The sequence below is a fragment of the Salinicola sp. DM10 genome, from assembly GCF_017306975.2.
Taxonomy (GTDB): Bacteria; Pseudomonadota; Gammaproteobacteria; order Pseudomonadales; family Halomonadaceae; genus Salinicola.
In genome coordinates this window covers 1934918-1960553 of the sequence record NZ_JAFLEN020000001.1, presented here as the reverse complement: position 1 = coordinate 1960553, position 25636 = coordinate 1934918, and the positions used below count along the sequence as shown (strand labels likewise).

At 61.6% G+C, this 25636-nt stretch carries 18 protein-coding genes; 12 read left to right on the top strand and 6 right to left on the bottom strand.

The window, feature by feature from the left end:
- Positions 1-60 precede the first annotated feature (60 nt).
- From J0A90_RS08735 to J0A90_RS08710, 6 genes are all read left to right on the top strand, one after another.
- Positions 61-924: an oxaloacetate decarboxylase gene (locus tag J0A90_RS08735; protein WP_207033581.1), complete on the top strand. Its 864-nt coding sequence runs from the start codon at positions 61-63 to the stop codon at positions 922-924.
- Between the two features lie 276 nt (positions 925-1200).
- Complete coding sequence (locus J0A90_RS08730) at positions 1201-2535, top strand: deoxyguanosinetriphosphate triphosphohydrolase (protein ID WP_207033579.1); 1335 nt, start codon at positions 1201-1203, stop codon at positions 2533-2535.
- Positions 2536-2791: 256 nt separating this feature from the next.
- Entirely contained in the window at positions 2792-3724 is a 933-nt protein-coding gene (locus J0A90_RS08725) for an SUMF1/EgtB/PvdO family nonheme iron enzyme (protein ID WP_207033576.1), read from the top strand.
- Positions 3725-3789: 65 nt separating this feature from the next.
- Positions 3790-4716, top strand: a complete 927-nt coding sequence (locus J0A90_RS08720) for an SUMF1/EgtB/PvdO family nonheme iron enzyme (RefSeq protein WP_207033574.1) — start codon at positions 3790-3792, stop codon at positions 4714-4716.
- A 224-nt stretch (positions 4717-4940) separates the two neighbouring features.
- Positions 4941-5879: a formylglycine-generating enzyme family protein gene (locus tag J0A90_RS08715; RefSeq protein ID WP_233076629.1), complete on the top strand. Its 939-nt coding sequence runs from the start codon at positions 4941-4943 to the stop codon at positions 5877-5879.
- 251 nt (positions 5880-6130) lie between these two features.
- On the top strand, positions 6131-7033 hold the full coding sequence (locus J0A90_RS08710) for an SUMF1/EgtB/PvdO family nonheme iron enzyme (protein ID WP_233076628.1): 903 nt from the start codon (positions 6131-6133) through the stop codon (positions 7031-7033).
- 43 nt (positions 7034-7076) lie between these two features.
- On the opposite strand, the gene J0A90_RS08705 is transcribed toward J0A90_RS08710, so the two are convergent.
- From J0A90_RS08705 to J0A90_RS08695, 3 genes are all read right to left on the bottom strand, one after another.
- A complete protein-coding gene (locus tag J0A90_RS08705) occupies positions 7077-9278 on the bottom strand; it encodes a hypothetical protein (protein WP_207033568.1) in 2202 nt (733 codons plus the stop codon).
- The gene (locus tag J0A90_RS08700) at positions 9275-12076 is read right to left on the bottom strand and encodes a type VI secretion system Vgr family protein (protein ID WP_233076627.1); all 2802 of its coding nucleotides are present in this window, start codon (positions 12074-12076) and stop codon (positions 9275-9277) included. Before J0A90_RS08700 ends, J0A90_RS08705 begins: the two co-directional genes overlap by 4 nt.
- A 275-nt stretch (positions 12077-12351) precedes the next feature.
- On the bottom strand, positions 12352-13278 hold the full coding sequence (locus J0A90_RS08695; protein ID WP_035477269.1) for a LysR family transcriptional regulator: 927 nt from the start codon (positions 13276-13278) through the stop codon (positions 12352-12354).
- 210 nt (positions 13279-13488) lie between these two features.
- Between J0A90_RS08695 and J0A90_RS08690 the strand changes: the two genes are divergently transcribed.
- From J0A90_RS08690 to betT, 4 genes are all read left to right on the top strand, one after another.
- Entirely contained in the window at positions 13489-14577 is a 1089-nt protein-coding gene (locus J0A90_RS08690; protein WP_207033566.1) for a 4-oxalomesaconate tautomerase, read from the top strand.
- A 70-nt stretch (positions 14578-14647) separates the two neighbouring features.
- Positions 14648-15763: a tripartite tricarboxylate transporter substrate binding protein gene (locus tag J0A90_RS08685; RefSeq protein WP_207033564.1), complete on the top strand. Its 1116-nt coding sequence runs from the start codon at positions 14648-14650 to the stop codon at positions 15761-15763.
- A gap of 39 nt (positions 15764-15802) precedes the next feature.
- Positions 15803-17758 (top strand): tripartite tricarboxylate transporter permease, encoded by a 1956-nt coding sequence (locus tag J0A90_RS08680; RefSeq protein WP_207033562.1) that lies wholly within the window; start codon positions 15803-15805, stop codon positions 17756-17758.
- A gap of 503 nt (positions 17759-18261) precedes the next feature.
- Complete coding sequence (gene betT, locus J0A90_RS08675; RefSeq protein ID WP_207033560.1) at positions 18262-20325, top strand: choline BCCT transporter BetT; 2064 nt, start codon at positions 18262-18264, stop codon at positions 20323-20325.
- A gap of 27 nt (positions 20326-20352) precedes the next feature.
- Here betT and J0A90_RS08670 read toward each other — a convergent pair whose 3' ends face one another.
- A complete protein-coding gene (locus tag J0A90_RS08670) occupies positions 20353-21204 on the bottom strand; it encodes a RimK family alpha-L-glutamate ligase (protein WP_207033558.1) in 852 nt (283 codons plus the stop codon).
- Between the two features lie 335 nt (positions 21205-21539).
- Between J0A90_RS08670 and J0A90_RS08665 the strand changes: the two genes are divergently transcribed.
- Entirely contained in the window at positions 21540-23171 is a 1632-nt protein-coding gene (locus J0A90_RS08665; RefSeq protein WP_207033556.1) for a sodium:solute symporter, read from the top strand.
- The gene (locus J0A90_RS08660) at positions 23164-23688 is read left to right on the top strand and encodes a hypothetical protein (RefSeq protein WP_207033554.1); all 525 of its coding nucleotides are present in this window, start codon (positions 23164-23166) and stop codon (positions 23686-23688) included. The genes J0A90_RS08665 and J0A90_RS08660 overlap by 8 nt, the downstream gene beginning before the upstream one ends.
- Positions 23689-23703: 15 nt before the next feature.
- On the opposite strand, the gene J0A90_RS08655 is transcribed toward J0A90_RS08660, so the two are convergent.
- Complete coding sequence (locus tag J0A90_RS08655; RefSeq protein WP_207033552.1) at positions 23704-24675, bottom strand: sugar kinase; 972 nt, start codon at positions 24673-24675, stop codon at positions 23704-23706.
- Between the two features lie 26 nt (positions 24676-24701).
- Positions 24702-25616 carry a nuclease-related domain-containing protein gene (locus J0A90_RS08650; RefSeq protein ID WP_233076626.1) on the bottom strand — a complete coding sequence of 305 codons (915 nt, stop codon included), beginning with the start codon at positions 25614-25616 and terminating at the stop codon, positions 24702-24704.
- Positions 25617-25636: the final 20 nt, after the last annotated feature.

Below are 25636 nucleotides of genomic sequence, written 5' to 3'. Positions count from 1 at the left end.
ATCATCTCATTCATCACCGCGCGTGACGCAAGGCGCGGGGCGACATCACAGGAGTCTTCCGTGGCGACACCTTCCCAGCACGATCTGCGCAACGCCTTCCGCCAACTGTTGGCCAACGACGAGTGCTACTACACCGCCTCGGTGTTCGACCCGATGTCGGCGCGTATTGCCGCCGATCTGGGCTTCGAGGTTGGCATTCTCGGCGGTTCGGTGGCCTCGCTGCAGGTGCTGGCGGCGCCCGACTTCGCACTGATCACGCTGAGCGAGTTCGTCGAGCAGGCGACCCGGATCGGCCGCGTGGCGCGGCTGCCGGTGATCGCCGACGCCGACCACGGCTACGGTAACGCGCTCAACGTCATGCGCACGATCACCGAGCTGGAGCGCGCCGGGGTCGCCGCCCTGACCATCGAAGACACCCTGCTGCCGGCGCAGTACGGCCACAAGTCCACCGACCTGATTCCGGTCGAAGAGGGCGTGGGCAAGATGCGCGCCGCCCTCGAAGCGCGCATCGACCCGGCGATGTCGATCATCGCTCGCACCAACGCCGGGCAGCTCGATGACGACGCCGCGGTCGCACGGATTCGTGCCTATCAGGCCGCCGGCGTGGACGCCATCTGCCTGGTCGGCGTGCGCGATTTCGAGCATCTCGAGACACTGGCCTCGGTACTGACCGTACCGCTGATGCTGGTCACCTACGACAATCCGGCGCTGCGTGACCGTGCGCGCTTGGCCAAGCTCGGCGTGCGCATCGTGGTCAACGGCCACGCCGCCTACTTCGCCGCGATCAAGGCGACCTACGACTGCCTGCGCGAGCAGCGCGACATCGCCACCAACGACCTCGACGCCTCGCGTCTCTCGACGCGTTATTCCACCCTGGAGGAGTACCGCATCTGGGCGCGCGAATACATGGACGTCAAGGAGTAAGCACCAGCATCGACGAGGCGCGATGCCGGGGCGAGCGCTTTTCTTCGTCCCGAGCTATCGGCATGCTAGGCGTTGACGGGAACACCTAGGCACTGCCTGAAAAGTACTGCGCTCGCCCATGCGGCGTTAAAAATCGGCTCAAAATGCTCATTTACACCCCGTAAACTCCGCGTTTTCGCCGATTTTTGCCTTGCCTGGGCTTCGCTCGTCGACTTTTCAGGCAGTGCCTAGCGCCCTTTCGGCAGTGAGCCGCTGTCCTTTCGAACGGAGATACCGATGACCGCCATGCACTGGGAGCGCCTGCTCGACCCCGTGCGTCTACACGACGCCCGCACCTCGCGCGGCGAGGTGGGGCGTAGTCCTTTCCACAAGGACTTCGACCGCATCGTCTTCTCCGGCTCGTTCCGGCGCCTGGGGCGCAAGACCCAGGTGCACCCGCTCACCGACAACGATCATATCCACACCCGGTTGACCCACTCGCTGGAGGTCGGCTGTGTCGGTCGCAGCCTGGGGATGATCGTCGGCGAACAGCTTCGCGAGCGGCTGCCCGAGTGGGTCAGCCCGGCGGACCTGGGGGTGATCGTGCAGGCGGCCTGCCTGGGGCACGACATCGGCAACCCGCCGTTCGGCCACGCCGGCGAGTACGCCATCCGCGACTGGTTCAAGTGGACCGAGCAGCAGGGCGGTGGCCTGCTCGATGGGCTGGACGAGGCCGAGCGTGCCGACCTGCTCACCTACGAAGGCAACGCCCAGGGTTTCCGCATCGTCACCCAGATCGAGTACAACCAGTTCCGCGGCGGCATGCGGCTCTCGGCAGCGACCCTGGGCACGCTGCTCAAGTATCCGTGGACGGTCGAGCACGGCGGCAAGATGGGCAAGTTCGGCTGCTATCAGTCGGAGAAGCACCTGCTCTCCGAGGTGGTCGACCGGCTTGGCATGAAGCCGGCCGGGGAGTCCAAATGGTGCCGCCACCCGCTGGCCTATCTGGTCGAGGCCGCCGACGATATCTGCTACGCGCTGCTCGACCTGGAAGATGGCCTGGAGATGGGCATTCTGCGCTTCGATGAAGTCGCGGAAGTACTGCTGCAGATCGCCGGAGAGCCGCCCAAGGGCTACCCGGGCATGCAGGAAGCCGGGGTCTCCCAGCGCCGCCGTATCGCCGCCCTGCGCGGCGCGGCGATGGAGCGCGCGGTCAACGAGGTCGGCGATGTCTTCGTCCAGCATGAGCAGGCGCTGCTCAATGGCACCCTGACCGACGACCTGCTCGAACTGTGCCACCCGGACCTGGCCTGGGGCGTGTCCGCGGCCAAGCAGCTCGCGCGTGAGCGCATCTTCCAGAACGAGCGCAAGGCCAAGCTGGAAATCGGCGCCTACACCACCCTGGGCATCCTGCTCGAAGCCTTTATCGGCGCCGCCCACGAGCTGCACCACACCGGTCAGTCATCCTTCAAGCATCAGCGCGTGTTGGCGCTGATCGGTGAGAACACCCCCAAACCCTCTTGGTCGCTCTACGCCAGCTACCGCCGCATGCTCGACTTCATCGGTGGCATGACCGACCACTACGCGGTCGAACTCGCCCAGGAGATGGGCGGCCGCCTCAAGGGGGATTGAGGGAAGCGCGGCAGGGCGCAACGCCCTGCCATCTCGACCTCAGTGAGAGCGTTAGAACCCGCGGCGTTGCGCTCATCGGTGTGCCCAAGGGCATTGCCGTTCGCTTGGTGCCTGCTCATTAAACTTAGTGCTTCTTGAACATATCACCGGGTGACATAACCATTACTGCCCGCCGTTACCGGTATTGACAGTTTTGCCCTCTACCGTGCCATCTTATATGGCATCATGTTGGCGATATCGGAAGCGCGAGGCGCTCATGAAACCTTGGTCGATACTGGCAGCGATAATATCGCTCTCTCTAACAGCATGCGGGCAGAGCAACGCTGATCCGGAAAACCAGCAGGCGGTCGATGCACTGATCAAGAAGACCAAAGAAAATTTGGTCTATGTGAAAGGTGGTAGCTTTCAGATGGGCGATTTTGGACAAGTCGACTCTAAGGCCGGGAAGTTACCTTATACTTATGGTGAAGACAATAAGCACCTGCATGAAGTGACCCTGGATGGGTATTATATGGCTTCGCGTCAGGTCTCTTATTCTGACTTCTATGTTTACACAAAGTCTATGGGGCAGCCAGATGTCAGTATCGAAGGTTTTGGGGCGCGATTCCAGAGTCCCAATGTTCCCGTAGGTGTTAGTTGGAATCAAGCACACGACTATTGTCAGTGGATGGCAGAAAAAACGGGGCGACCATACGCCTTGCCTACTGAGGCACAGTGGGAATATGCTGCCAGAAATCGTGGTGAGTTTTGGCCTTACGCTACAGATGACGGTACACTTGAACGTGGAAAAAATGCTCCCTCTAAGGCAGAAATCAGGAAGACAACAGTTGATGGGGCAGCGCCAAAGGCATTTGAGATAGCTTCGATTCCAGCTAATCCATTGGGCATCTATCAGATGGGGTTGAATGGATTCGAATGGGTGAATGATTGGTACGGAAAGGATTATTATGAGCATTCTCCCGAGAAAAATCCGATGGGCCCTGAAGAAGGAACAGAGAAAGTACTTCGTGGTGGTGGGTTCAGCGCCTCAGATCAAGGGATGCTGACTGTCTACCGTAGCAAGGCAAAGCCGGATCTGACACGAGACGCTTCTGACGCGATCGATAACCCGCGCCTGGGAGAGATGCTCTCGACACGGGCTCCTTTTGAAACGACTTTTAGGTGCGTGGTCAATGAGCCCGTGAGGTAAAATTGTATGAAGTCAGGCAGTATTGGTGCGTTTCGCTATGCCGAGTACACAGGATAGGTGAAAGTATGAAGCTTTCATGCGCTTTGGTGTTTTTGTTGTCTTGTTTGTTGACTGCCTGTGGGCAAAGCGGTGCCAGCCAAGATACAGAGAAAGCGGTTGATGCGCTGATCAAAAAAACCAAGAAGCATCTAGTTTATGTGGAAGGTGGCAGCTTTGAGATGGGGGATTTTGGGCCCAAAGACCCTAAGGCTGATCATTTGCCATGGAGTGTTGGGGAAGACGACAAACACCTCCATAAGGTTACGCTTGACGGCTATTATATAATGGATCGTCAGGTTTCCTACGCCGATTATGATACTTACACCGAAGCTACCGGCCAACCCAAAATCAACACGAACAACTATAGTAGTCGAACCCGCGCTCCTGACGTGCCGGCGGGCGTGGACTGGTATCAGGCCCGGGATTATTGCCAATGGTTGGCAAAGCAAACCGGCCTTCCTTTCGCACTTCCGACCGAAGCCCAATGGGAATACGCTGCTAGAAATCGCGGGAAAATGATGCCCTATGCTACAGATGATGGCATTTTGCGAGAAGGCAAAAACTATCCTACTCGAGAAGATAGACGTAAGGCTACGCCGGGTAACAGCCCTACGGCACCTTACACTATTGCCAAAAAGTACCCTCCCAACCCTTTGGGTATCTATCAGATGGGGCTTAATGGTTATGAGTGGGTCAGCGACTGGTATGGTAAGGACTATTACGAGTATTCACAGGAGCTTAACCCGACTGGCCCTGAATCCGGGACACTCAAAGTACGCCGAGGGGGAGCTACTGGAGAAAGCTTTTTGGGCATGGTCACCGTTATACGAACGCCCTATAATCCGGATCTGACTCAGATTCCACCGAAGGGCAGCGACGTAGAGGTTGATCCGGAAAAAAAACAACCCTACAGCATGAGCACAGTTCGTTGTGTGGTCGACCAGACAAACTAGCCTTTGCTTTGTATGAAAACTGTAATGACCCAGTGAATTCCTGTTCAGGGTGTTATCCAAAAAGGAGACACCTGTGAGCATCGAGATGAACGACGAGATCAAGCGTTGGACCGCTAAGCGAAAATCGGCCCTGGTGATGTAGATTATTCAGGACAAGCAGACAGTAGCGCCGGCCATGCGCATAAGATATTTCTATATGTAGAAAAATAGAAGAGGAGCCATCTATGAAGCCGAGGTTGATTCTGTTGGTGCTATCGGCCTTGAGCTTGGTTGCCTGTGGCGATGGTCAGGCGGACTCGAAAAACCAACAAGCGGTAGATGCGTTGATCAAGAAGACCAAAGAAAACTTGGTCTATGTGAAAGGTGGTAGCTTTCAGATGGGCGATTTTGGCCAAATCGACCCCAAGTCTGAAAAGCTTCCTTATAGCGTGAATCAAGATGACAAATATCTTCATCGAGTCACCCTAGATGATTTTTACATACAAGATAGGCAGGTGACCTACTCTGACTTCAGTGTCTATGCCAAGTCGATAAATGAACCTGCAATAGAATACAACGAGCAGAAAGGTCAGAGAAATGCTTCGGATCTTCCTGCTGGAGTAGACTGGTATAAGGCGAATAAATATTGTCAGTGGTTGTCTAAGCAGACCGGTAAAGATTACTCTTTGCCGACTGAAGCTCAGTGGGAATATGCTGCTCGTAGTCGTGGGCGTATGATGCCCTATGCTACCGATGATGGAAAGCTCGAACCTGGTAAAAACTATCCTACCCGAAGTGAGAGGATGGAGGTGACGCCTCAAAGTGACGCGTATTCCCCCTTCCCTGTTGCCAAAAAATATCCTCCCAATCCTCTTGGCCTTTACCAGATGGGGCTCAATGGATATGAGTGGGTGAGCGACTGGTATGATAAGGGTTATTATGAGAAATCACCTGAACATAATCCCAAGGGTCCTGATTCCGGCACTTTGAAAGTGCGCCGGGGAGGCGCGACGGGGGAAAGCTCTTTAGGTTTGGTTACCGTTATACGCAACCCTTACAGTCCGGATCTAAGCTTGAAAGTGCCCGAAGGGGCCGACAAGGATCTAGATATTTTTAAGAAGAGAAAGCAGTCGGCAAAAATAAACACTTTTCGGTGCGTTATAGCAGGGTCTTCCACGAATTAGGGGTGTTGCCATTCGGAGGTGATTTAATGAGCATTTCATGCTTGGTAGAAGACGTTTTGCAAAACTTTGTGGCTGGTTGCTGAAGGGATGAGTGCGATTGAATAGCAAGTTAAAACCTAGCTTTCTATTATGGTGAAATGATTTTGAATTGGGGCTGTCGACATGCCTCATATGCGTTTAATGTGGACGTTCGTCGATGCGTCAACCCCCGGTTTGGTTGCTGCACCGGAACCCCAAAAGAGGAAAAACCTATGAAGTTGCGATTTACTTTGGTGGCGCTGTCGACTTTGAGCTTGGTTGCCTGTAGCGATGGTCAGGCTGACTCGAAAAACCAACAAGCGGTAGATGCGTTGATCAAGAAGACCAAAGAAAACTTGGTCTATGTGAAAGGTGGTAGCTTTCAAATGGGCGATTTTGGCCAAATCGATCCTAAGGCGAACAATCTTCCTTATAGTTTTTACGATGACAACAAGGTTTTGCATGAGGTTGAGCTGGATGGCTTTTTCATCTCCAGTCGTCAGGTTTCTTACGCGGATTACGATGTATTTACAGAGGCCTCTGGTCAGCCCAATATTAACAATGAAGGGCCAGAGGCAAAATACCGAGCACCTAACGTGCCAGCGGGAGTGGATTGGTATCAAGCTCATGATTATTGCGAATGGCTGTCAAGAAAGACAGGCCAATCATTTTCATTGCCAACAGAGGCACAGTGGGAATATGCTGCTCGCAATCGTGGAGAGTTTCGACCTTTTGCAACTGATGACGGAACGCTAAAGCCCGGTGTTAATCACTCTACTCCGGAAGAGCGTAAAGAGGCGACATCTGCCAATGATTCACTCTCACCTGGTGTGATCGCTAGTTACCCACCTAACCCTCTCGGGATCTATCAGATGGGGTTGAATGGATTTGAGTGGGTAAGTGATTGGTATGATAAAGATTACTATAAAAAATCTCCAAAGATGAATCCTTCCGGGCCGGAGCATGGTTTGGAAAAAGTCCGTCGTGGTGGTGAGCTAGGCAGTGAAGGAAGAGATTTGTTAACAGTGAATCGACGCCACGCAAAGCCCGATCTGTCAATAGACAATAATCCTGTGCTATCTAACGAACCCTTGTATCCCAATACATTTCGCTGCGTTTTGAATGAGAGCCGATAGGTGGTGGGTAATAGTGCAGGTGGGATTTTCCCACCTGCATATACTACGCTATTCTACTTTCAGGCTTTAGTAAACATTGCGTTGAATTGAAGCATGGTTTGTCAAAGTCATTCGAGATATCATTTTGGGTTAGATACTCCTCCATGTCGTTTCGGATTATGGGATCTCCTTTGTTAGCTTTGTTGCGCAAGCTTTTATAAAATGAGATTAGGTTCTCTGGGTAGTGGCTTGAAAGTATGGGCATTTCTCCTCGGCCCAAAAATTCAAGTAGCTCTTCTTCCCCTTCATGCACCGAAATGTTTGAGCTGTCTGTGCTTGCCTTTATTCTTTGCATTATGTTTTCGTATTCTTTTTTGGATTGCACCCAAGTGAAAACTCTTATGATTGCTCTTTTACGCTGCGTCATGTACCCAAAGCGCCAAAAATTCAAGTCGCTGTAATCTGTGGTGCGGTTGTCTGGGTCGAGGTTGTCGAAAGCGTTTGTTTGCATTAATCGATAAATTATGGCGCCTTTGGCGTCTGGTGTGGCATACCGCAGAAAATCTGGGTCCGAGTTGATTCTGACGACCAGTTCACCACGCTCACTTGCTGATTCTAGGCTGTTTTGAAGATCGGCTAACGCACCCTGTGCAGTACGTTTTATAATGCCGGTTGTTTCGTACATATAGTTTGCGAGACTTTCTCCGTACTGTGCTGCCAGGACTATTATTTCCGACAAGGCCTCGAAAGCTTCCTCGTCTATGAAGTCTAGCTTGCCATAGTCTGCATTCTTGAGTTGATATGCGACCCATTTTGCGAATTCCAGTATTAAGCTGCCATCTACCTCTAGCGATAGTTTACCTTTCGCACCTACCCCGAAGCAGAGAGCCGCCTTTGCAAGAATTCTGAATTTCCCGCCTGCATATGAGATTTTAAATGTCGCTTCGCCTCCGATACCTGCCTGGGCTGCCAACGCCGGGGCAATTTTCGCAAAGGGCTCGAATTTCTCGCTCTCTGGGCTTTTCCACTCGACCTGTCCTGCCACGGTGGCTTCGAGCTGACCACCGATAAAGGCACCAAGTTCGCCACCCTGGCTATTGTCGGGTAGCGACATATCGACGGTTTGCTTTCCTGGAACCCCCCTGTTCCTTGAAGAACCCCTGACGCCCTTGGCCTTGGCGCCGCTGCCGCTGAACTCCGCATCGATATTGAGTTCTGCGGCGATACTGGCGCCGATGCCGCCGGCCACGCTCAGAATGGTGTGAGAGCGCAGCATGCCAAGATTCATGCCCGCAAAGGCCATCATGTATCCGCCCGGCGGCTCGTAGCAGTCGATGGACGCCTTGGCCTCCGCCAGCATCAGCTCTGCGTGTCCACTGGCCTTGATGGCGCCTTTTTTCTTGAATGGGTTGGCTTCACCGCTGAGACCGCTCGCCCCGTAGGACCATCGCATCAGTTGTGCTTCCGCACTGAGGTCGACTTTGAGGCTGTCCACGTCATGCTCGCCTCCACTCTGATAGGAGCGGGCGATCTGAAGGTTTTCGTTGATGTGTTCGCTCCACTGGAAGAGCTCCTTGTGCTGATCTTCCAGCTTCATCCAGTCGTCGAACCACGGAATGTCTGTTTTGATCGAGGTGCTTCCACTGATATCCGTGAGCTGCTGCTTCAGCTTCTTCCAGTCGACCTTGCCCTGCGTGATGACGCTGTCGTCACCGCCCGTCGTATCGGCTTGAGAGGTCAGCCGATACTTCCTCCAGTGGTTCTGGATTTTCTGTGAGCGCACGTAGGTCATCTTGAAGCCCACGGCAGAGGCGTGGCCGCCGCGTCGCTGAATGGGGATGAGTTCGCTGATGTGGTTGGTATTGTCACTGAGTTGTGTCAGCGGCGTCATCTGCTCGATGAGCGCGTTGTTCGCTTCGTCCAGTGCAGACTGCGCCTTGACGACTTCGCTCTCTAACTTCTCGGCACTATCCGATTCTGACAGCACGACGCGGTCTTCGGGCTTGAAGTAGTCGCCCTGTTTGATCTGAATGTACTTGTCCTGACAGCTCTTGAGATGGCTCGTCGCCTGCTGCTGAGACTCGACGACACTTTCGAGCAGACGCATTTCAGCGAGTAGATCCGGCATATCCTCGCGGGGCACAGCGAGAATCGTACCTTTGCCGACCATATAGAAAAGCTGATCCGCCGGCGCGTGGTAGGCATCCTGGCCTTTGCTCTTGTTTCTGGTCTGAGTGTTGCCGTCGGCTTTAACGCCCTGACTCATGACAGTTCTCCCTCGGCGTCGTCGAACCGATCCAGTATCGTTACCTGGATTTCCTCAGGTTTGCTCGTGAAGATTTTCTGGGTTTTTCCTTCGCTATCGCTGCGACCTGTCATGACCCGCCCTTCGGCGGTCGACACGCGATAACGCGCATGGGCGAGAGGTTTGCCCGACTCCTTGTCCTTCAGCGTGAAGAACTCCTCGAATGGCCCCTGCGCATCAGGTAGCTCGGGTTGGGTCCGACTAAGACTCGTCGGCCCACCGAAGTTGTGCTGGGCGCCCTTGAAGTCCGCAGCACCCGGGCAGTGAACCTCGATATTGCCGCCTTCGATGCGGATATAGCCGCCACCGCTCTGCAGCAGGATGCCGTTCTCGGCCTGGACTTCGATACGCCCTTCGGTGGAGGTCACCTGGACGCCTTTCTCCGCGGTGAAGGCCATCTCGCCATCCTGCGCCTGCACCTCGACCTTGCCGCGGGCGGCGAACAGTTTCATGCCGGCACGGTAGACGAACAGCGAGAGCTTCTCGGAGATCGAGGCGACCAGACTCTTGCCGGTGGCCACGTTGACGTCCTCTCCGCTGGAGACGCTCAGCGAGCGGCCCTGGGCGAGATGGGTCGATTCCGGTGTGCTCAGCGTAATACCGGCGGGCGAGGCCATATGCAGCCACGGCGCTTTCATACGTGCCGCTTCGCCGCGGCCGCCGCTGTCGGTGGCGCCACGGGCGTTGCTCTGATCGGTCTGTCCTGATGAACCGGCAAGCTGTTCGCTGTTGCCGTAGGTGTCGTCGGCGTCTTCGCCCGCCTGCTTGAGGTGGGTACGACTGTCGAGTGCTTCGGCGTTGTGATCCTGGGCACTCTGGCTCAGCGTGTCCGTGAGCTGGTAGGCGCTGTCGAGCTGCTGCCGTGCCGGCGTCAAATCGAGCTGGTCGCCGCTGGCGCCGAGCTGGCCCCAACTGGTGAGGTAGAGCCCCTGATTGGCGCGAATGGCGCCATAGGCATCGGTGCGCAGCTCGAAGCCGGTGCCGCGGAAGGCGCCGCGGATGTTGCCGGTCTGGTGTATCAGATAGCCGAGGTTGAGCTGGCTCTTATCGGCTTCCGAGTTGAGGCGAACCCGCTCCTGGTCGGTGGCATCGTCGAACACCAGCTCGTTGTACTTGCTGCCGCGGTAGGTCTTGCTCTTGAACCCGGAGAGCAGGCCGTGGCTGTGCCAGTCCGGGGTCTGCTCGCCGTTGTAGACCCGGCCGGTGATCAGCGGGCGGTCGGCGTCGCCTTCGAGGAAGTCGACGAGGACTTCCTGGCCGATACGCGGCACGAAAACCCCGCCCCAGCCGGCGCCGGCGTTGGGCTGGGAGACCCGCAGCCAGACGCTGCTGTTTTCATCGTTCTGCCCCTGGCGGTCCCAGTGGAACTGCACGCGCACGCGGTTGAGGTGATCGGTGTGGATCTCTTCATTGGCCGGACCGACCACGGTGGCGGTCTGCGGCCCGCCGATCACCGGGCGGCGGTGGGTCAGCGGATGGCGGTAGGGCTGGCTGAGGCGCTGGGCCTCGAGATCGACCAGAAAGTGGCCGGTGCCGCCACTCATGTAGTCGGAGAGACGCTCGCTATCGCCTTCGTCTTCCAGCCCGTGCGCCTGCTTGGCGGCGTCGAGCTGGGGCTGCAGGCTGCCCGGCAGCGCCTGGAGCTGGGCCGAGACCGGCAGGGCGTTCTCGGCGTGGACGGTGACGCCCAGCAGCAAAAACTGGCGCTCGGCCTCGCCGCCGCTGTCGTGCAGCGGGTGCTGGGTGAGTTCGAACCAGCGCCCGGCCTGGAGCTGGCGCGCGCCGCCGCTGCCGCGGAAGCGCTTGGCGCGGGACTCATGCGCTTCCAGGCGATTCTCGGTCAGGCGTTCGCCGCGCTCATAACCGTGGTAGTAGTACTCGCCGGCATAGTCGTAGAGCTCGGTCTTAGGCAGGTTGCCCTGGTCGCTGAGGGTATCCAGCCCGGTGCGCTTGGTCAGTGAGGGCTGCTTGTAGTCGAAGGTACCCACGCTGACCCGGGTGGGCTGCTGGGTACGCACGCCGCCCCACTGGGTCAGAGCATCTTCGCGTTCGGTGGCCGCCTGGCGGTGGAAGCGGATCGCCTGTGGGCTGACCGGTTGAGTGGTATCGACATCGTCGGTGATCACCAGCCGATGGCCGTCGAAGTCCGCCTCGGATTCTGTCGACGAGGCGTTATCCTGGCCGTTGTCAGCAGAGGTTGAGGACCCTGAATGTTCGAAATAGAACCATAATCCTTCTTCTTCTAGAAGCCTGCTAATAAAGTTCAGATCGCTCTCGCGATACTGCACGCAGTAGCTTCTGGCGGGGTAGTCGCGGCGCAAATCGAAGCGGTAGCGCCCCTTGGCGAGGTCGTAATCGTCAAAGACGGCAGTGAGCACATCGACGACGCTGCGATCCTGGAAGATGCGGCTGTCGCGGCCCAGGCCGAGCATGGCGAGCCACGGCACCAGGGTAAGCTGGTAGTAGGTGACGCCGCCATCTTCGCCCAGCAGCGCGGCCTCGGAAACCAGCCCATGCAGCGGGCGGTAGCTGCCGTCGGCCTGCAGGATCGAGAGCCGCGCCGGCTGCGCCATCAGCGTCTTGAGCTCGATATCGCCCTGCTGGGAGATGCAGTCCAGCGTGTAGGTGAAAGGGGCGCTGACGCGCTCTTCGCCCACCAGCCGATGGGGCACGAGGGCGGTGCCGGCGATATCGAGAGTCAGCAGCCGCTGCGACTGCGACAGATCGATATCGAAGGTGTCGAGAAGATCGTTGAGCATGCGGTTTTCCTGATCGCGGTGGCGAAGCCGGTCGACGAGGGTCAGAGAAAAAGGGTCAGAGAATCAGGATAACGCATCAGGCGAGAAATGTTTGTAAGCGATCGGCTACAAAGCGTGTGAGATAGCGGCCAAAAAAGACGCATTTTCGCCCAAAGCATGAGATATCAATCGCATCTAAAGCTCAGGAACTGTCTGTCCAAAGTTTAGGGACTGCCTGCCTAAAGATTAGGCACTGTCTGAAAGTACTGCGCTGGCCCATACCGCGTTATAAACGCCTAGAGATATATCGGCCCGCCGTTTTCGCCTCCTTCGCCGCGGTCCCAGTGCCGCAGCAGCGTCTCGACGAAGCGCTCCGCGGCCGGCGAGAGCGCGCTGTCGCGGCGGCGCACCATGCCGAGCGTGCGCTTGACCAGCGGTTCGACCAGCGGGCGCTGCACCAGCAGCGGGTGCTCGTCGTCCGGCATCGACAGCCGCGGCACCGCGGCCACGCCCAGGCCCGCTTCCACCATCCCCAGCGAGGTCGAGAGATGCTGTACCTCGTAGAACCAGGTCGGGCGCTGGGTCAGTGACGACAGCTCGTGGTCCAGCAGCATGCGGTTGCCGCTCATCCGGCCCACGCCGATCAGCTTGTGCTCGCTCAGCTCGCTCCAGGTCACCTGCGACTGCGCGGCCAGCGGGTGATCGTGGCGGCATACCAGCACGAAGGGCTCGACCACCAGCGGCGTGAAGCGAATGTCCGGGTGGTGCCCGCTGAGCATGTTGATGCCGAATTCGGCCTCGCCGCTGAGTACGGCGCCGAGCCCGTCGTTGGCGCTGAGGTCGAGCAGGCGGATGCGGATATTGGGGTAGCGGGCGTTGTACTCGCGGATCACCGCGGGCAGGAAATAGAACGCTGCGGTGGGAATACACGCGAGGGTGATCTGACCGATGCGGTTCTCCGCCAGGGCGCGAATGTTGAACAGGGCGTGGTCGAACTCGTCGAGCAGGCGCTTGGCCTGGGGGAAGAAGTCGCGGCCCACGGTGGTCAGGCTCACCTTGCGCGTGGTGCGCGCCAGCAGTGGGGTACCGAGTACCGCTTCAAGCTTCTGGATGCGTCGGCTCAGCGCCGGCTGCGACAGGTTGAGCGCCTCAGCGGCGGCCTGGAAGCTTTCCAGCTCGGCAACCTTGAGGAAGGCCTGGATCTGCTGAATCTCATAGTTCATTAGTCGAATGCCTCTCTGCCGACATGTCGATGGTTGGCCTCCGGAGATTTCGTTTTTCTCTTTTTTATCAAAAGGTTGCGTTCAAACCTGCAATTGATGCGTAATATGCATCAATGGTCACGATAATGGCATTGGAATGGCGATTTCAAGCATGCGAGCTTCCCCGTCACTTGTCGGCCATGAGGGCCGTCACGGGAAAGGAAACACGTCATGCGAGCCATACCCTGCGTCCTGATGCGCGGCGGCACCTCCAAGGGGCCGGTCTTTCTGGGGCACGATCTGCCCAGCGATCCTGCGGAACGCGATGAGCTGCTGCTGACCCTGATGGGGTCTGGCAACGAACTCGAAGTCGATGGCATCGGCGGCGGCTATCCGCAGACCAGCAAGGTCGCCATCGTCACGCCTTCCGCCGAGCCTGGGGTCGACGTCGACTATCTCTTCGTGCAGGTGATGGTCGAGCAGCGCCGGGTGGATACCTCCCCAAACTGCGGCAACATGCTCAGCGCCGTGGGGCCTTTCGCCATCGAGCAGGGCCTGGTCGCCGCGACGGGAGACGTCACCCGGCTGACCATCCGCAACCTCAACACTGGCAGCCTGATCGATGCCGAGATCTGCACGCCGGGCGGGCAGGTGAGCTACGTCGGCGATACGCATATCGATGGCGTGCCCGGCAGCGCCGCGCCGGTGCTGTTGGAGTTTCGCAACGTGGTGGGGGCCAAGACCGGCAAGCTCTACCCCACGGGCAAGCCGGTGGACACGATCGACGGGATCGAGGTGAGTTGCATCGATGCCGCCATGCCGATGGTGCTGATACGCGCCGCCGATCTCGGCAAGTGCGGTGACGAAACACCTCAGGCGCTGGACGGTGACAGCGAGCTGCTGGAACGGCTGGAGTCGATTCGTCTTCAGGCCGGTGCGGCCATGGGACTGGGCGACGTGCGCGAGCGCGTGATTCCTAAGCCGGTGCTGATCAGTGCGCCCGCCGCCGGTGGCACGCTGTGCGTGCGCTATTTCATGCCACAGCGTTGCCATCGGGCACTGGCGATCACCGGTGCAGTCGGGCTGGCGGTGGCTTGCGCCGATGGGCAGAGTCTGGTCAGGGATCTGGCCGGCGCGCCGGGAGCGAACGGTTTGCTCGAGTTCGAGCATCCGAGTGGCAAGCTCGGGGTGATCGCGCGCTGGCCGACGGGGCAGGCATGGCCGAGCTGTTCACTGATCCGTACCGCGCGGCGGCTCTTCAGCGGCAACGTCTACGTGCCCGAGACAGTATCCAGCGACTCCGATGCAGCAATCGGCTGAGCATGGCGCGAGCCGACGAGATGACGACACAACAGCCATAACAGCTACAACATCAATGAGGAGAAGTGCCATGCACGCCAAGCGCACACACACCTTTTTCCCCCGAGTTGGCCGCCGCTGCGTCCTCGCGCTGGCCGCGGCGCTGCTGCCGTTGGGCGCACAGGCCGCGGAGACCGCGACGGTACCCGATACGCTCGAGTGGACCGTGCCTTTCGGGGTCGGTGGCGGTACCGATGTCTGGGCCCGTTTCATGTCGCACTGGATGGGGGAAGCGCTGCCCTCGCATCCGACCATCGTGATCGACAACGTGCCCGGTGGCGGCTCGATCACCGGCACCAATCTGTTCTATGCCCGCGCCGATGCCGATGGATCACAGATGCTGGTGACCTCGGCCTCGACCCAGTTCCCGGCCATGCTCGACGATCCGCGGGTGCGCTACGACTACGCCAAGTGGACGCCGATCATCGCCGCGCCCACCGGCGGCGTGGTCTACGCCCAGCCGGGCTACGGCAAGGATACGGATACGATTCTCGCCGCGCTGCGCGAGTCGCCGACCAAGTTCGCCATGCAGACCCCCACCGGGCTCGAGATGCCGGTGCTGCTGGCCTTCGACCTGCTGGGTCTGAAGGTGGAGCCGGTGTTCGGCATGCGCAGCCGAGGCGAAGGGCGGCTGGCGTTCGAGCGCGGCGAGGCGGGGGTCGATTTCCAGACCACGTCGGCCTATTTCAGCAACGTCGCCCCACTGGTCGAAGCGGGCAAGGCAGTGCCGCTGTTCTCGCTCGGGGTGATGAATGCCGACAACGTCATCGAGCGTGACCCAGCCTTCCCCGATCTGCCGACCTTCTCCGAGCTCTATCTGGCGCAGCCTGGTCATAGCCGCGACGACATCGCCTACCAGGTGTTCCACAAGTTCTTTGCCTCCGGCTATGCCCTGCAGAAGCTGCTGCTGGTGCCCAAGGACACCCCGCCGGCACTGATCAAGGCCTACCGTCAGGCCGCGGCGACGCTGCCCGAGCGCGAAGACTTCCTGACCGCGGCGCGCAATCAGGTCGGCCCGTACACGCCTGTCGTGGGTGAGGTCGCGGCCAAGCAGCTCGACTCTGCCATGCAGCTCAGCGACGCGCGCCGCCAGTGGGTGATCGACTGGCTCAAGTCACGCTATGGCGTGCGCGTTGCCACGCGCTGATCAAGGGCCGGCGCCAAGGCCGGCCAAGGAGAGACAACGATGATCGATGCGTTGATGACGAGCCTGGGCGAGGTGTTCAGCGGCGCCCATCTGCTCTACATGGGCTTCGGCGTGCTGGTGGGGCTGCTGGTGGGGATCATTCCCGGCCTGGGCGGTATCGCCGGCATGGCGCTGCTGCTGCCGTTCCTGTACGGCATGTCGCCGGGACTGGCGCTGGGCATGCTGATGGGCATGGTGGCGGTGATTCCCACTGGCGACACCTTTACCTCGGTACTGCTGGGGATACCTGGCTCGAGCGCTTCCCAGGCCACGGTGATGGATGGCTTTCCGCTGGCCAAGAAGGGGCAGGCCGCGCGGGCGCTGGCCAGTGCCTTTCTCTCCTCGCTGTGCGGTGGGGTGATCGGGGCAGTGGTACTGACCGGCTTCATTCTGGTCGCGCGGCCGCTGGTGCTGGCGTTCTCCTCGGCGGAGCTGTTCGTGCTCACGCTGCTGGGGCTGGCGATGGTCGCGGTGCTTTCCGGCGAGAGTCAGTTCAAGGGCATGGCGGCGTGCGGTCTGGGGCTGCTGCTCGGGGCGATCGGCACCGCGCCGGCCACGGGCGAGTTCCGCCTCAACCTGGATGTGGGCTATCTCTACGACGGTATCCCGCTGATCGTGGTGGGCCTGGCGATCTTCGCCCTGCCGGAGATCATCGACCTGTTGATCCAGCGCGGCAGCATCGCCCGTGAGCGTACCTCGCTGGGGCACGGCTGGCGCCAGGGGATTCGCGACGTGGTCGACAACCGCGGACTGGTCGCCAAATGTGCCGGCATGGGTAGCCTCATCGGCACCATCCCAGGGCTGGCGGGCTCGGTGGTCGACTGGCTGACCTACGCCTTCGCCTCGCGCACGGCCAAGGGGGAGAAGCACTTTGGCCAGGGCGATATCCGCGGTGTGATCGCCCCGGAATCGGCCAACAACGCCTGCGCCTGCGGGGCGATGGTGCCTACGCTGCTGTTCGGCGTGCCGGGCTCCGGCACGGCGGCGATCTTCCTCGGCGGCCTGCTGCTGCTCGGCCTGGAGCCGGGGGTGAGCATGATCTCCACTCACCTCGACCTGACCTACACCATCATCTGGTCGCTGGCGCTGGCCAACATCCTGGGCGCGGCGCTGTGTCTGGTGCTGGCGCGCCCGGTAGCGCAGCTGACGCGGATTCCGTTCGTGCTGCTGGCGCCGGTCATCACCACGCTGATCATGTTCGCTGCCTACCAGGCCACGCGTTCGCTGGGTGACTGGTACACGCTGCTGGCGGTGGGTGCGGTCGGGGTGCTGTTCAAGCGTGCCGGCTGGTCGCGACCGGCGTTCTTGATCGGCTTCGTGCTGGCACCGGGGGCAGAAACCTATTTCTATCAGAGCGTACAGTTCCAGGGCATGTCGGCCTTCCTGCGCCCTGGGGTGCTGATCATCCTAGGCCTAATCGCCTTGGCGCTGTTGTTCCCGCTGGGCAAGCGCCTGCTGAGCCGTCGGCGTCCGCTGGCCGTCGGTGCCGGCATCAGTTCGCCGCAACAGACACCGGCAGCCCCCACCTTTGGGCGCGTCGATGTGCTGCTGGTGGTGGGCTTGCTACTGCTTGCGGCGGCGTCCTGGTACGACATTAGCGGGCTCTCCTTCCTCGGCGGTATCTTCCCGCGGCTGGCGATCACGATCATGGCCGTGGGGGCGGCGCTGAGCGCGCTGGAGGCGTGGCGCCGCGGCGCGCGCTGGGAAGCACAGCCATTGGGTGAGCCGCTACTATGGCTGGCCGGGTTGCTGGGGCTGGTCGTGGTGGCTTCGCTGCTCGGATTCGTCAGCGCGGCGACGCTGATGGCGTTCGTATTCCTGCGCGGCGTGGCCAAGGCGCGCTGGGCAACGGCGCTGGCGATCGCGGCAGGGATCGCGGCCTTTTTGCTCGGCATGCAGGCGCTGCTCAATCTGCACTACCCCAGTGGCTGGCTGGATGCGTTGATCGGCATCTGAGCGCTCGTCACAGCGGTGATCGAAGGCGCCTCCCCAAGCGGGGAGGCGCCTTTTTTTGGTTCATCGAGCCTGTCAGGGCAAGCCGTTGGCCATAGCGGGACGCGCCACGCGCGGGCCCCAGCGCGATGGCTTTGAGCCCCGTTCGGTGCCAGTCCGCACCGAAGAAAGGCGAGATAGGTGCGGTTGAAAGTCGCAGCATAACGCCGTATTTTAATTGAACGGTCAATCAATAAAGATGCGTGACGCCTTCTTGGTGGTCTTCGTGTCCGGGCGCCTCGCGCGGTAGTACGCCAGGTGGTGCCGGGTTGCGTTGACCGCGGGGAGGGCGGGCGTTGAAAGTCGCCCTGGCCGGTATGCCCCAAGTCGACTTAACTCAAAGCAAGATCGCAGCGCCCCGCGAGGGACAGCGGGAACAACGCGCTGTGGTCGACGGTTCGTCGTCGCCCGGGGAGCCCTCTGGGCGTGACGCGCCGGACGTCATTTCGACACCGGATGGATATCGTATGCACACACAAACCGATAATAATTCACCAGCCCGAGACCGACTCAATCCCGTCGTGTTCTACGGCTCGGTGATCGGCATCGTCGCCTTCTCGATCTGGGCGATGGTCGCTACCCAGCAGGCCAATGCGCTCATCAACGCGCTGCTGGGATGGATCTCCAACACCTTCGGCTGGTACTACTTTCTTACCGTCGTCATCTATCTCGCCTTCGTGATCTTCCTGGGCGTCTCGCGCTTCGGCAAGATCCGCCTCGGGCCAGAGCACGCCAGGCCCGACTTCAATATCTTCTCGTGGTCGGCGATGCTGTTCTCGGCGGGTATCGGCATCGGCGTGATCTTCTTCGCCCTGGCCGAACCGTTGACCCAGTTCTACCAGTCGCCGCAGGTACCCAGCGACCAGGTGTTGGCGGCGCGCCACGCCATGGAGCTGACCTTCCTGCACTGGGGCATCTCGGGCTGGGGTATCTATACGCTGGTGGGGATGTCGCTGGCGTTCTTCAGCTACCGCCACAACCTGCCGCTGACCATCTCGAGCGCGCTCTATCCGATCTTCGGCAAGAAGATCTACGGCCCGATCGGCCATGCGGTGGATATCGCCGCGGTACTCGGCACGGTATTCGGCATCGCCGCCAGCCTGGGGATCGGCGTGATCCAGCTCAATTACGGCCTGGACTTCATGTTCGGTATCACCGAGAGCGTCTGGACCCAGACCATTCTGGTGCTGATGATCGTGCTGTTCGCCACCATTTCCGCGGTCACTGGGGTTGAGAAGGGCATCCGGCGGCTGTCGGAGTTCAACATTCTGCTGGCGGTCGCGCTGCTGCTGTTCGTGCTCTTCGCCGGCAAGACCATCTTCCTGCTCAACGCTCTGGTAATGAACGTCGGCGACTATCTCTCCGACTTCATTTCGCTGTCGTTCAACACCTACGCCTTCGATCGCCCGACCGAGTGGCTCAACGCCTGGACGATCTTCTTCTGGGCCTGGTGGATCGCCTGGGGCCCGTTCGTGGGGCTGTTCCTGGCGCGCATCTCGCGCGGGCGCACCATCCGCACCTTCGTCGCCGGCACCCTGACGCTGCCGATCGCCTTCATGATGATCTGGATGTCGATTCTGGGTAACAGCGCGCTGGACATGGCGATGAACGGTGCCCACGACTTCGGCCAGCAGGTGATGAACAACCCGCCGGCGGGCATCTATCTGTTCCTGCAGGCCTATCCGTGGCCGGTGTTCACTACCATCGCGGTCAGCGTGCTGGCGATCGTGTTCTTCGTCACCTCGGGGGACTCCGGGGCGCTGGTGCTGTCGAACTTCACCTCGATCCTCAAGGACGTCAACAGCGATGCGCCGATCTGGATGCGTATCCTGTGGTCGGCGGTGATCGGTGTGCTGACCCTGTCGCTGTTGCTCGCCGGGGGGCTTTCGACGCTGCAGAGCGCGGTGGTGATCACCGGGCTGCCGTTCTCGATCGTGCTCTTCTTCATGATGGCCGGGCTCTACCGGGCACTGAAGGTGGAGGCCTTCAAGGAGGACAGCCACCGGCTCAGTCTCTCCGGGTCGCTCTCCGGGCGCATGTCTGCCGGCGGGCGCGATACGGGTTACGACTGGCGCAAGCGACTCAAGCGGGCGATGTCCTTCCCCACCCGCGACGAGGCACGTCAGTTCCTCGAGCAGACCGGACGCCCGGCGATGGAGGCGGTGCGCGACGAGCTCGAAGGCCAGGGCGTGAAGGTACAGATCAGCGAGGGCACGCAGAATGACGACGACTATCTGTCGCTCTACGTCGACCTCGGCAGCGAGCAGAACTTCACCTATCAGATCTGGACGCACCCGTTCGCCACGCCCTCGTTCGCCATGCGCACGCCGCGCAGCAGTAGCCGCTACTACCGCCTAGAGGTCTATCTGCTCGAAGGCAGCCAGGGCTACGACCTGGCCGGTTACACCCGCGAGCAGGTGATCGACGACATGCTCGATCAGTACGAGCGCCACCTGCAGTTCCTGCATCTCAACCGCGAAGAGCCGGGCAGCATCAACATGCCCGACAGCCCCGAGCAGCCGCCGGCCTGAGGCGAGTGATCCGCGGCCCTGACAGCGTCAGGGTCGCGGTTCGCAGGCGGTCTCCGTCGGCGGTTCCCACGCCGGCGGCAGCTCTGCCGCCTCGGGCACCGGGGCGGTGAGGCCGAGTTCGCGCCGCCCCAACCAGTCGAGCATCGCCGCGCCGGTCACGCGACCGGCGTCGGCGATGCCCTGGGTGCCGAACAGACGGTTGAACTCGAACAGTATCGGCGTCTCGCCGAGCATGGCGACATCGAAGCCGCCATGATCGATCTGGAACGCCGCCGCCACCCGCTTCACCAGCGCGACGGCCGCCTCGGGAATGTCCTCGTGGTCGATCCGGCCACCCTGGGCCACGTTGGCGCGATAGCCGCCCAACGGCGTCACCCGCCAGTAGCTGGCGAGAATGCGATCCCCCACCAGTACGATCCGCAGATCGCGATCGATCGGTAGCCTGGGCTGGGCGTAGAGCACCGGGTTATCCGCGGCGAAGCGCTCGAGTTCGCGGCGCCGTTCGACCAGATGCACGCCGTTGCCGCGGGCGCTGCGAATCTCCTTGAGAATCATCGGATAGCCGATTTCCGCCTCCACGGCGTCGATGCCGTAGGGGGTATTGGCCTGGATCGCGGTGGGCGGAATGTGCTGCGGGAAGGCCGCGCGCATGGCACGGGTCTGCTCCACCTTGTCGTGCCCCAGATAGTAGGTCGCCGGGGAGGGAAAGATGCGCTTGTGCAGTGCATGCAGCAGCACGTTGACCTGCCAGTAACTGGGGAACAGCAGCCAGTCGGCGGCCTGGATCTCGTCCAGATGATCGAACATGCGCTCGGGCTTGATATAGCGAACGTTCGGCATGCCGAGGGTGCGGGAGACATCGAAAGTGATCAAACGCATCGGAGACCTCATCGAGGACAGGCGCGCCAGCGGGGAAGGGAGCGCATCATCCGAGGCTTTCTGACGTTTGGCAAGAGGGTCGCGAGAGTTTGTCAGTGGCCCCGACGAGCAGTGCTCATGCCCCACGGCGCGTCGTCCCGGGCCGCGTCGGGCTGGGTTGTCCTGGTACCTGCACGGCTATCGAGACGTGGCGTTGCGATGGTTGTGTGACGACATGCTAGGCTGAAGTCATCGATACAAGGCGCTTCAAAGACACCTCACCACTCGACGGACGACATCGACGGCTAACACCGACGTATAACATCGACGTACAAAAACAACGCGAGGATCGGCTCATGGGGGCTTTCACTGTCTGGGACAGCATCGTGCTGGTCGTCTACGTGCTGGGCATCGCTTGGGTCGGGGCTCGCTTCGGCAAGTCGCAGGCGACGACCCAGGACTACTTTCTCGGTGGGCGCAGGATTCCCGGCTGGGCCATCGGTCTCTCGGTGATGGCGACCCAGGCCAGCGCGATCACCTTCATCGGTGCGCCGGGCTGGGGCTTCGAAGGCGGTCTCGAGCGGCTGGTGACCTTCATCAACGTGCCGCTGGCGATGGCGGTGCTGATCGTGGTGCTGGTGCCGATCTTCCATCGCGCCGGTATCTACAGCATCTACGAGCTGCTCGAACGGCGCTTCGGGCCGCTGACCCGGTCGCTGGCGGCGCTGCTGTTCCTGATCGCCCGCGGCCTGGCCACCGGTGTGGTGCTCTATGCGCCGGCGCTGGTGCTCTCGGTGGTGACCGGCTGGAGCGTCGATCTGACCATCGTGCTGATGGCGGTGATCGCGGTCGGCTACACCGTGCTCGGCGGCATCAGCGCGGTGATCTGGACCGATGTGATACAGATGTTCGTGCTCTGGCTCGGGGCCATCCTGAGCATGCTGCTGATGGTCTCGAGCCTGCCTGGCGGCTGGAGTGACGTCTTCGCCTTCGGCGCCGCCCACGGCATGTTCGATACCTTCGACCTGTCGCTCGACCCCAGCGTGACCTACTCGCTGTGGGCGGGGCTGATCGGTGGGGTGGTCATGCACGTGGCCTACTTCGGCACCGATCAGAGCCAGATCCAGCGCGTGCTGACCAGCCCGAGCATCGCCGAGGGGCAGCGTTCGCTGCTGATCGGCGGCTATCTGCTGGTGCCGCAGATGCTGCTGTTCCTGTTCATCGGGGTGATGCTCGCGGCGTACTACCAGCAGCACGGGCTGACGCCGCCGGAAAATCTCAACGAGCTGTTCCCGCGCTATGTGGTCGAGGCCTTTCCGGTCGGCATCACCGGCCTGGTGATCGCCGGGGTCTTCGCCGCCGCCATGTCGAGCCTGGATTCGGCGCTCAACTCGCTCTCGGCGGTGAGCGTGCGCGACTTCTATGCGCGCTTCGTCAGGCCCGACGCCGACGAGGGGCACTACCTCAAGGCGTCGCGCTGGGCCACCGTGTTCTGGGGGCTCTACGCCACCCTGTTTGCCTTCTTCGCCGGCAATCTCGGCCCGGTGATCGAGGCGGTCAATCGGATCGGCTCCTGGTTCTACGGCGCCCTGCTCGGGGTCTTCCTGCTGGCGGTGCTCAGCCGACGCAGCAATGGCCGCGGCGCCGTGGCGGGCATGCTCCTGGGCATGGCCGCGGTGTGGGCGGCGTCGCACCTGGGGATCTCCTGGCTCTATCAGAATGCGGTGGGGCTCGGTGTATCGCTGGCGGTCGGCTATGCGGTCAGCCTCAGCGCCCCGGCGCCGAGTCGTGATCAGCTCGCCGATGTGACCCTGGAAGAGACCGCGCCGGACATGCAGGCGCTGCTGCGCCGGCGCAGTGCCGCGGCCACGCCGCTGGGGCGTGATGCCCGCGTGACGCGTGCCCGCTGTCTCGGCCTGCTGGCCTGGTTCGTGATCTCGCTGGTGGCCCTGGGTGGGCTGCAACTCTGGGCCCATGCCCATGGCTGAGGGCTATCTGCGCCGCCGGATCGATGGCGTGGCGGCGAGCCGGCGGCTGCGGCGCTACGCGGCCGCGCGCTTCGAACCGGCCTGGCTGGCGCTGTGGGCGGTGGCGCTGACGGCACGCGGGGCGCAGACGCCGGATGCCTGGCTGCTGGGGCGCAGTGGGCTTTCACGGGCGCTGCTGTGGCCCGGGCCGCTGGGCCACGATGCCTGGGAGCACGAGGCGCCGGCACGCGCGGAGAGCCGGCTGGGGGGCGAGATCAGTGAGGCGGGGCGTCCCTCGCCAGAGGCGTTTGCGCGCTGGTGGCTGTGGGAGCGGCTGGCCAGGCCGCGACTGTGGCCGCTACGGGTGCAGCCTGCCACTCAGCAGCGGCTCTGGCTACCGCTGTGGCTGGGCTACCACCAGGGGCGCCAGACGCGGCTGATCGTGCTGAGCGGGGTCTCCGGCGAAGCCCTCGGTGCGCTCAAGCCCGCGGTGCTGGCCGCGCTTCGGGCCGAGGCGCGGACTGCAATGCCGGATTGAGTCGCCGCCCGCGTGTCAGCCGGGCATCGCCTCGCCGCTGCGCTCCATGGCGGCGAGTTCGGCGCGCCGGGGCAGCCCCTCCATGTCGCCGATCACCTGCACCTGACGCGCGCCGATCAAGTTGGCGCGGTGCAGCGCGGCGGGCCAGTCGAGCCCATCGAGACGCGCGCTGATGATGCCCACGGCGAAACCGTCGCCCGCACCCACGGTGTCCACGACCCTGGCCACTGGAGTGCCGGCGACGCTGCCTTCGCTGTCTCGCGTGCGGAAGTAGCTGCCCTCGGGGCCGAGCTTGATCACCACCGCCTGGGCGCCGCTGTCGAGATAGACCCCGGCGATGTCGTGTGCGCTGTCGCGCCCGGTGAGCAGGCGCCCCTCGGCGAGCCCGGGCATCACGATGTCGGCCTTGGCCGCCAGGGCGTTGAGCGTCTGCTTCATCTCCGCCTCGCTGGCCCACAGGCTGGGGCGCAGGTTGGGGTCGAAGGAGATCGACAGCCCCGCGGCGCGGGCCCGGCTGAGCAGCTCGAAGGAGAGCTCGCGGGTGGTGGCGGAGAGCGCCGGGGGGATACCGGTGGCGTGCAGATGGCGTGCGGCATCGAGCGGTACTTCGCGGCAGTCGTCGAGGCACAGATGGCTGGCGGCGCTGCCGCGGCGGACATACTCCACGTGGGGGTCGGCGCCACCTTCGGCGCGCGCCTTGAACAGCAGCCCGGTGGCGTGCGCCGGGTCATCGATCAGATGGCGGCAGTCGAGGCCCTCGGCTTCCAGTGCCCGGCGCAGGAAGGTGCCGTTGTGGTCGCGCCCGACCCGGGAGAGCCAGCGCACGTCGAAGCCCAGCCGGGCCAGGCCAATGGCGACATTGGTGTCGGCGCCGGCGGTGCGCCGGTGAAATTGGCCGACGCTATCCAGCGGCCCGGCCTCGTCGGCCACGAACATCGCCATGGCTTCGCCGAAGGTGAGAACATCGAATGCGGGTGCAGCGGACATGATATCTCCTGGAAAAGCGGCGGCGATCAGCGTGCGGCCGCCTTGCGTTGATATTGTTGTTGGCGGCGGTCGAGCAACTCCACCAGGCGCTGGCGCTGCTCGTCGTCGATCACTTCGTTGCCGTCGATACTCAACTGGGCGGCGAGATCGGCGCCGTCGATCACCTGCACCTCGCGGTCGCTGCCCAGATGCTGGGTCTCGTCGTCGATGGTCCAGCCCGGCAGCACCAGCACGCCCTTAACCGGCACGTTCAATTGGGTGTGGCGCGTCAGCCACTGGCGCAGCCACACCGTGGCCATGCGTACCTTGCGCAGCATGCTGCGCTGGCTGCCATCGGGGAAGCGCAGCCGCTCGGACTCCACCGCCACGACCTGGTTGGGGTTGCCCTCCAGATCGAGGGGGAAGTCTCTCGCCATGGTCTGGATCACGAACACGCCCTGGGGCGTGACCAGCACGTTGTCGATGCTGTAGCTGTCGGCGGGGAAGTCGTGGAACACGAAGAAGGGCTTGGCCACCGGGCGGATCAGATGATCCAGCGCCTGACCGATGGCCAGCTCCGAGGCCAGGCTGCGGGTGAGCCGGCGCACCCGCTGCACGTCGCGCAGGATCAGAAAACCGAACAGCATCGCCAGCAGGGTGCTGAATGCGCCGTAGAGCGACCATTCGAGCCAGCTCTGCTCGTCGGCGAACAGCATGCGCCCCATGCCGTAGACCAGCGGCATCAGGGTCAGGGTCGGCGCCAGCGCGGCATCGAGAAAGAACGCCACCCGGGCGCGCTCGAGACGGTCGCGGTGGAGCTGGGCGATCTCGCGGATCGGCTTGCCGTCGTGGGGCGAGCGCAGGCCGACGTTCTGCAGGTCCCGCAGGGTGATCGCCACCAGTGCGGCCGCCCCCAGCGGGGCGAGAAAGATCAGCGGTAGCAGGTACTCCAACCAAGCCATGGGCAGATGTCCTTGCGGCG

What these genes read in the sequence shown, in the direction of transcription:
- betT (WP_207033560.1), top strand. Translation starts at nt 18,262, where the DNA reads ATGCACACACAAACCGATAATAATTCACCAGCCCGAGACCGACTCAAT.
- J0A90_RS08660 (WP_207033554.1), top strand. Translation starts at nt 23,164, where the DNA reads ATGGCTGAGGGCTATCTGCGCCGCCGGATCGATGGCGTGGCGGCGAGC.
- J0A90_RS08690 (WP_207033566.1), top strand. Translation starts at nt 13,489, where the DNA reads ATGCGAGCCATACCCTGCGTCCTGATGCGCGGCGGCACCTCCAAGGGG.
- J0A90_RS08725 (WP_207033576.1), top strand. Translation starts at nt 2,792, where the DNA reads ATGAAACCTTGGTCGATACTGGCAGCGATAATATCGCTCTCTCTAACA.
- J0A90_RS08685 (WP_207033564.1), top strand. Translation starts at nt 14,648, where the DNA reads ATGCACGCCAAGCGCACACACACCTTTTTCCCCCGAGTTGGCCGCCGC.
- J0A90_RS08680 (WP_207033562.1), top strand. Translation starts at nt 15,803, where the DNA reads ATGATCGATGCGTTGATGACGAGCCTGGGCGAGGTGTTCAGCGGCGCC.
- J0A90_RS08695 (WP_035477269.1), bottom strand. Translation starts at nt 13,278, where the DNA reads ATGAACTATGAGATTCAGCAGATCCAGGCCTTCCTCAAGGTTGCCGAG.
- J0A90_RS08665 (WP_207033556.1), top strand. Translation starts at nt 21,540, where the DNA reads ATGGGGGCTTTCACTGTCTGGGACAGCATCGTGCTGGTCGTCTACGTG.
- J0A90_RS08670 (WP_207033558.1), bottom strand. Translation starts at nt 21,204, where the DNA reads ATGCGTTTGATCACTTTCGATGTCTCCCGCACCCTCGGCATGCCGAAC.
- J0A90_RS08715 (WP_233076629.1), top strand. Translation starts at nt 4,941, where the DNA reads ATGAAGCCGAGGTTGATTCTGTTGGTGCTATCGGCCTTGAGCTTGGTT.
- J0A90_RS08705 (WP_207033568.1), bottom strand. Translation starts at nt 9,278, where the DNA reads ATGAGTCAGGGCGTTAAAGCCGACGGCAACACTCAGACCAGAAACAAG.
- J0A90_RS08710 (WP_233076628.1), top strand. Translation starts at nt 6,131, where the DNA reads ATGAAGTTGCGATTTACTTTGGTGGCGCTGTCGACTTTGAGCTTGGTT.
- J0A90_RS08650 (WP_233076626.1), bottom strand. Translation starts at nt 25,616, where the DNA reads ATGGCTTGGTTGGAGTACCTGCTACCGCTGATCTTTCTCGCCCCGCTG.
- J0A90_RS08720 (WP_207033574.1), top strand. Translation starts at nt 3,790, where the DNA reads ATGAAGCTTTCATGCGCTTTGGTGTTTTTGTTGTCTTGTTTGTTGACT.
- J0A90_RS08700 (WP_233076627.1), bottom strand. Translation starts at nt 12,076, where the DNA reads ATGCTCAACGATCTTCTCGACACCTTCGATATCGATCTGTCGCAGTCG.
- J0A90_RS08655 (WP_207033552.1), bottom strand. Translation starts at nt 24,675, where the DNA reads ATGTCCGCTGCACCCGCATTCGATGTTCTCACCTTCGGCGAAGCCATG.
- J0A90_RS08730 (WP_207033579.1), top strand. Translation starts at nt 1,201, where the DNA reads ATGACCGCCATGCACTGGGAGCGCCTGCTCGACCCCGTGCGTCTACAC.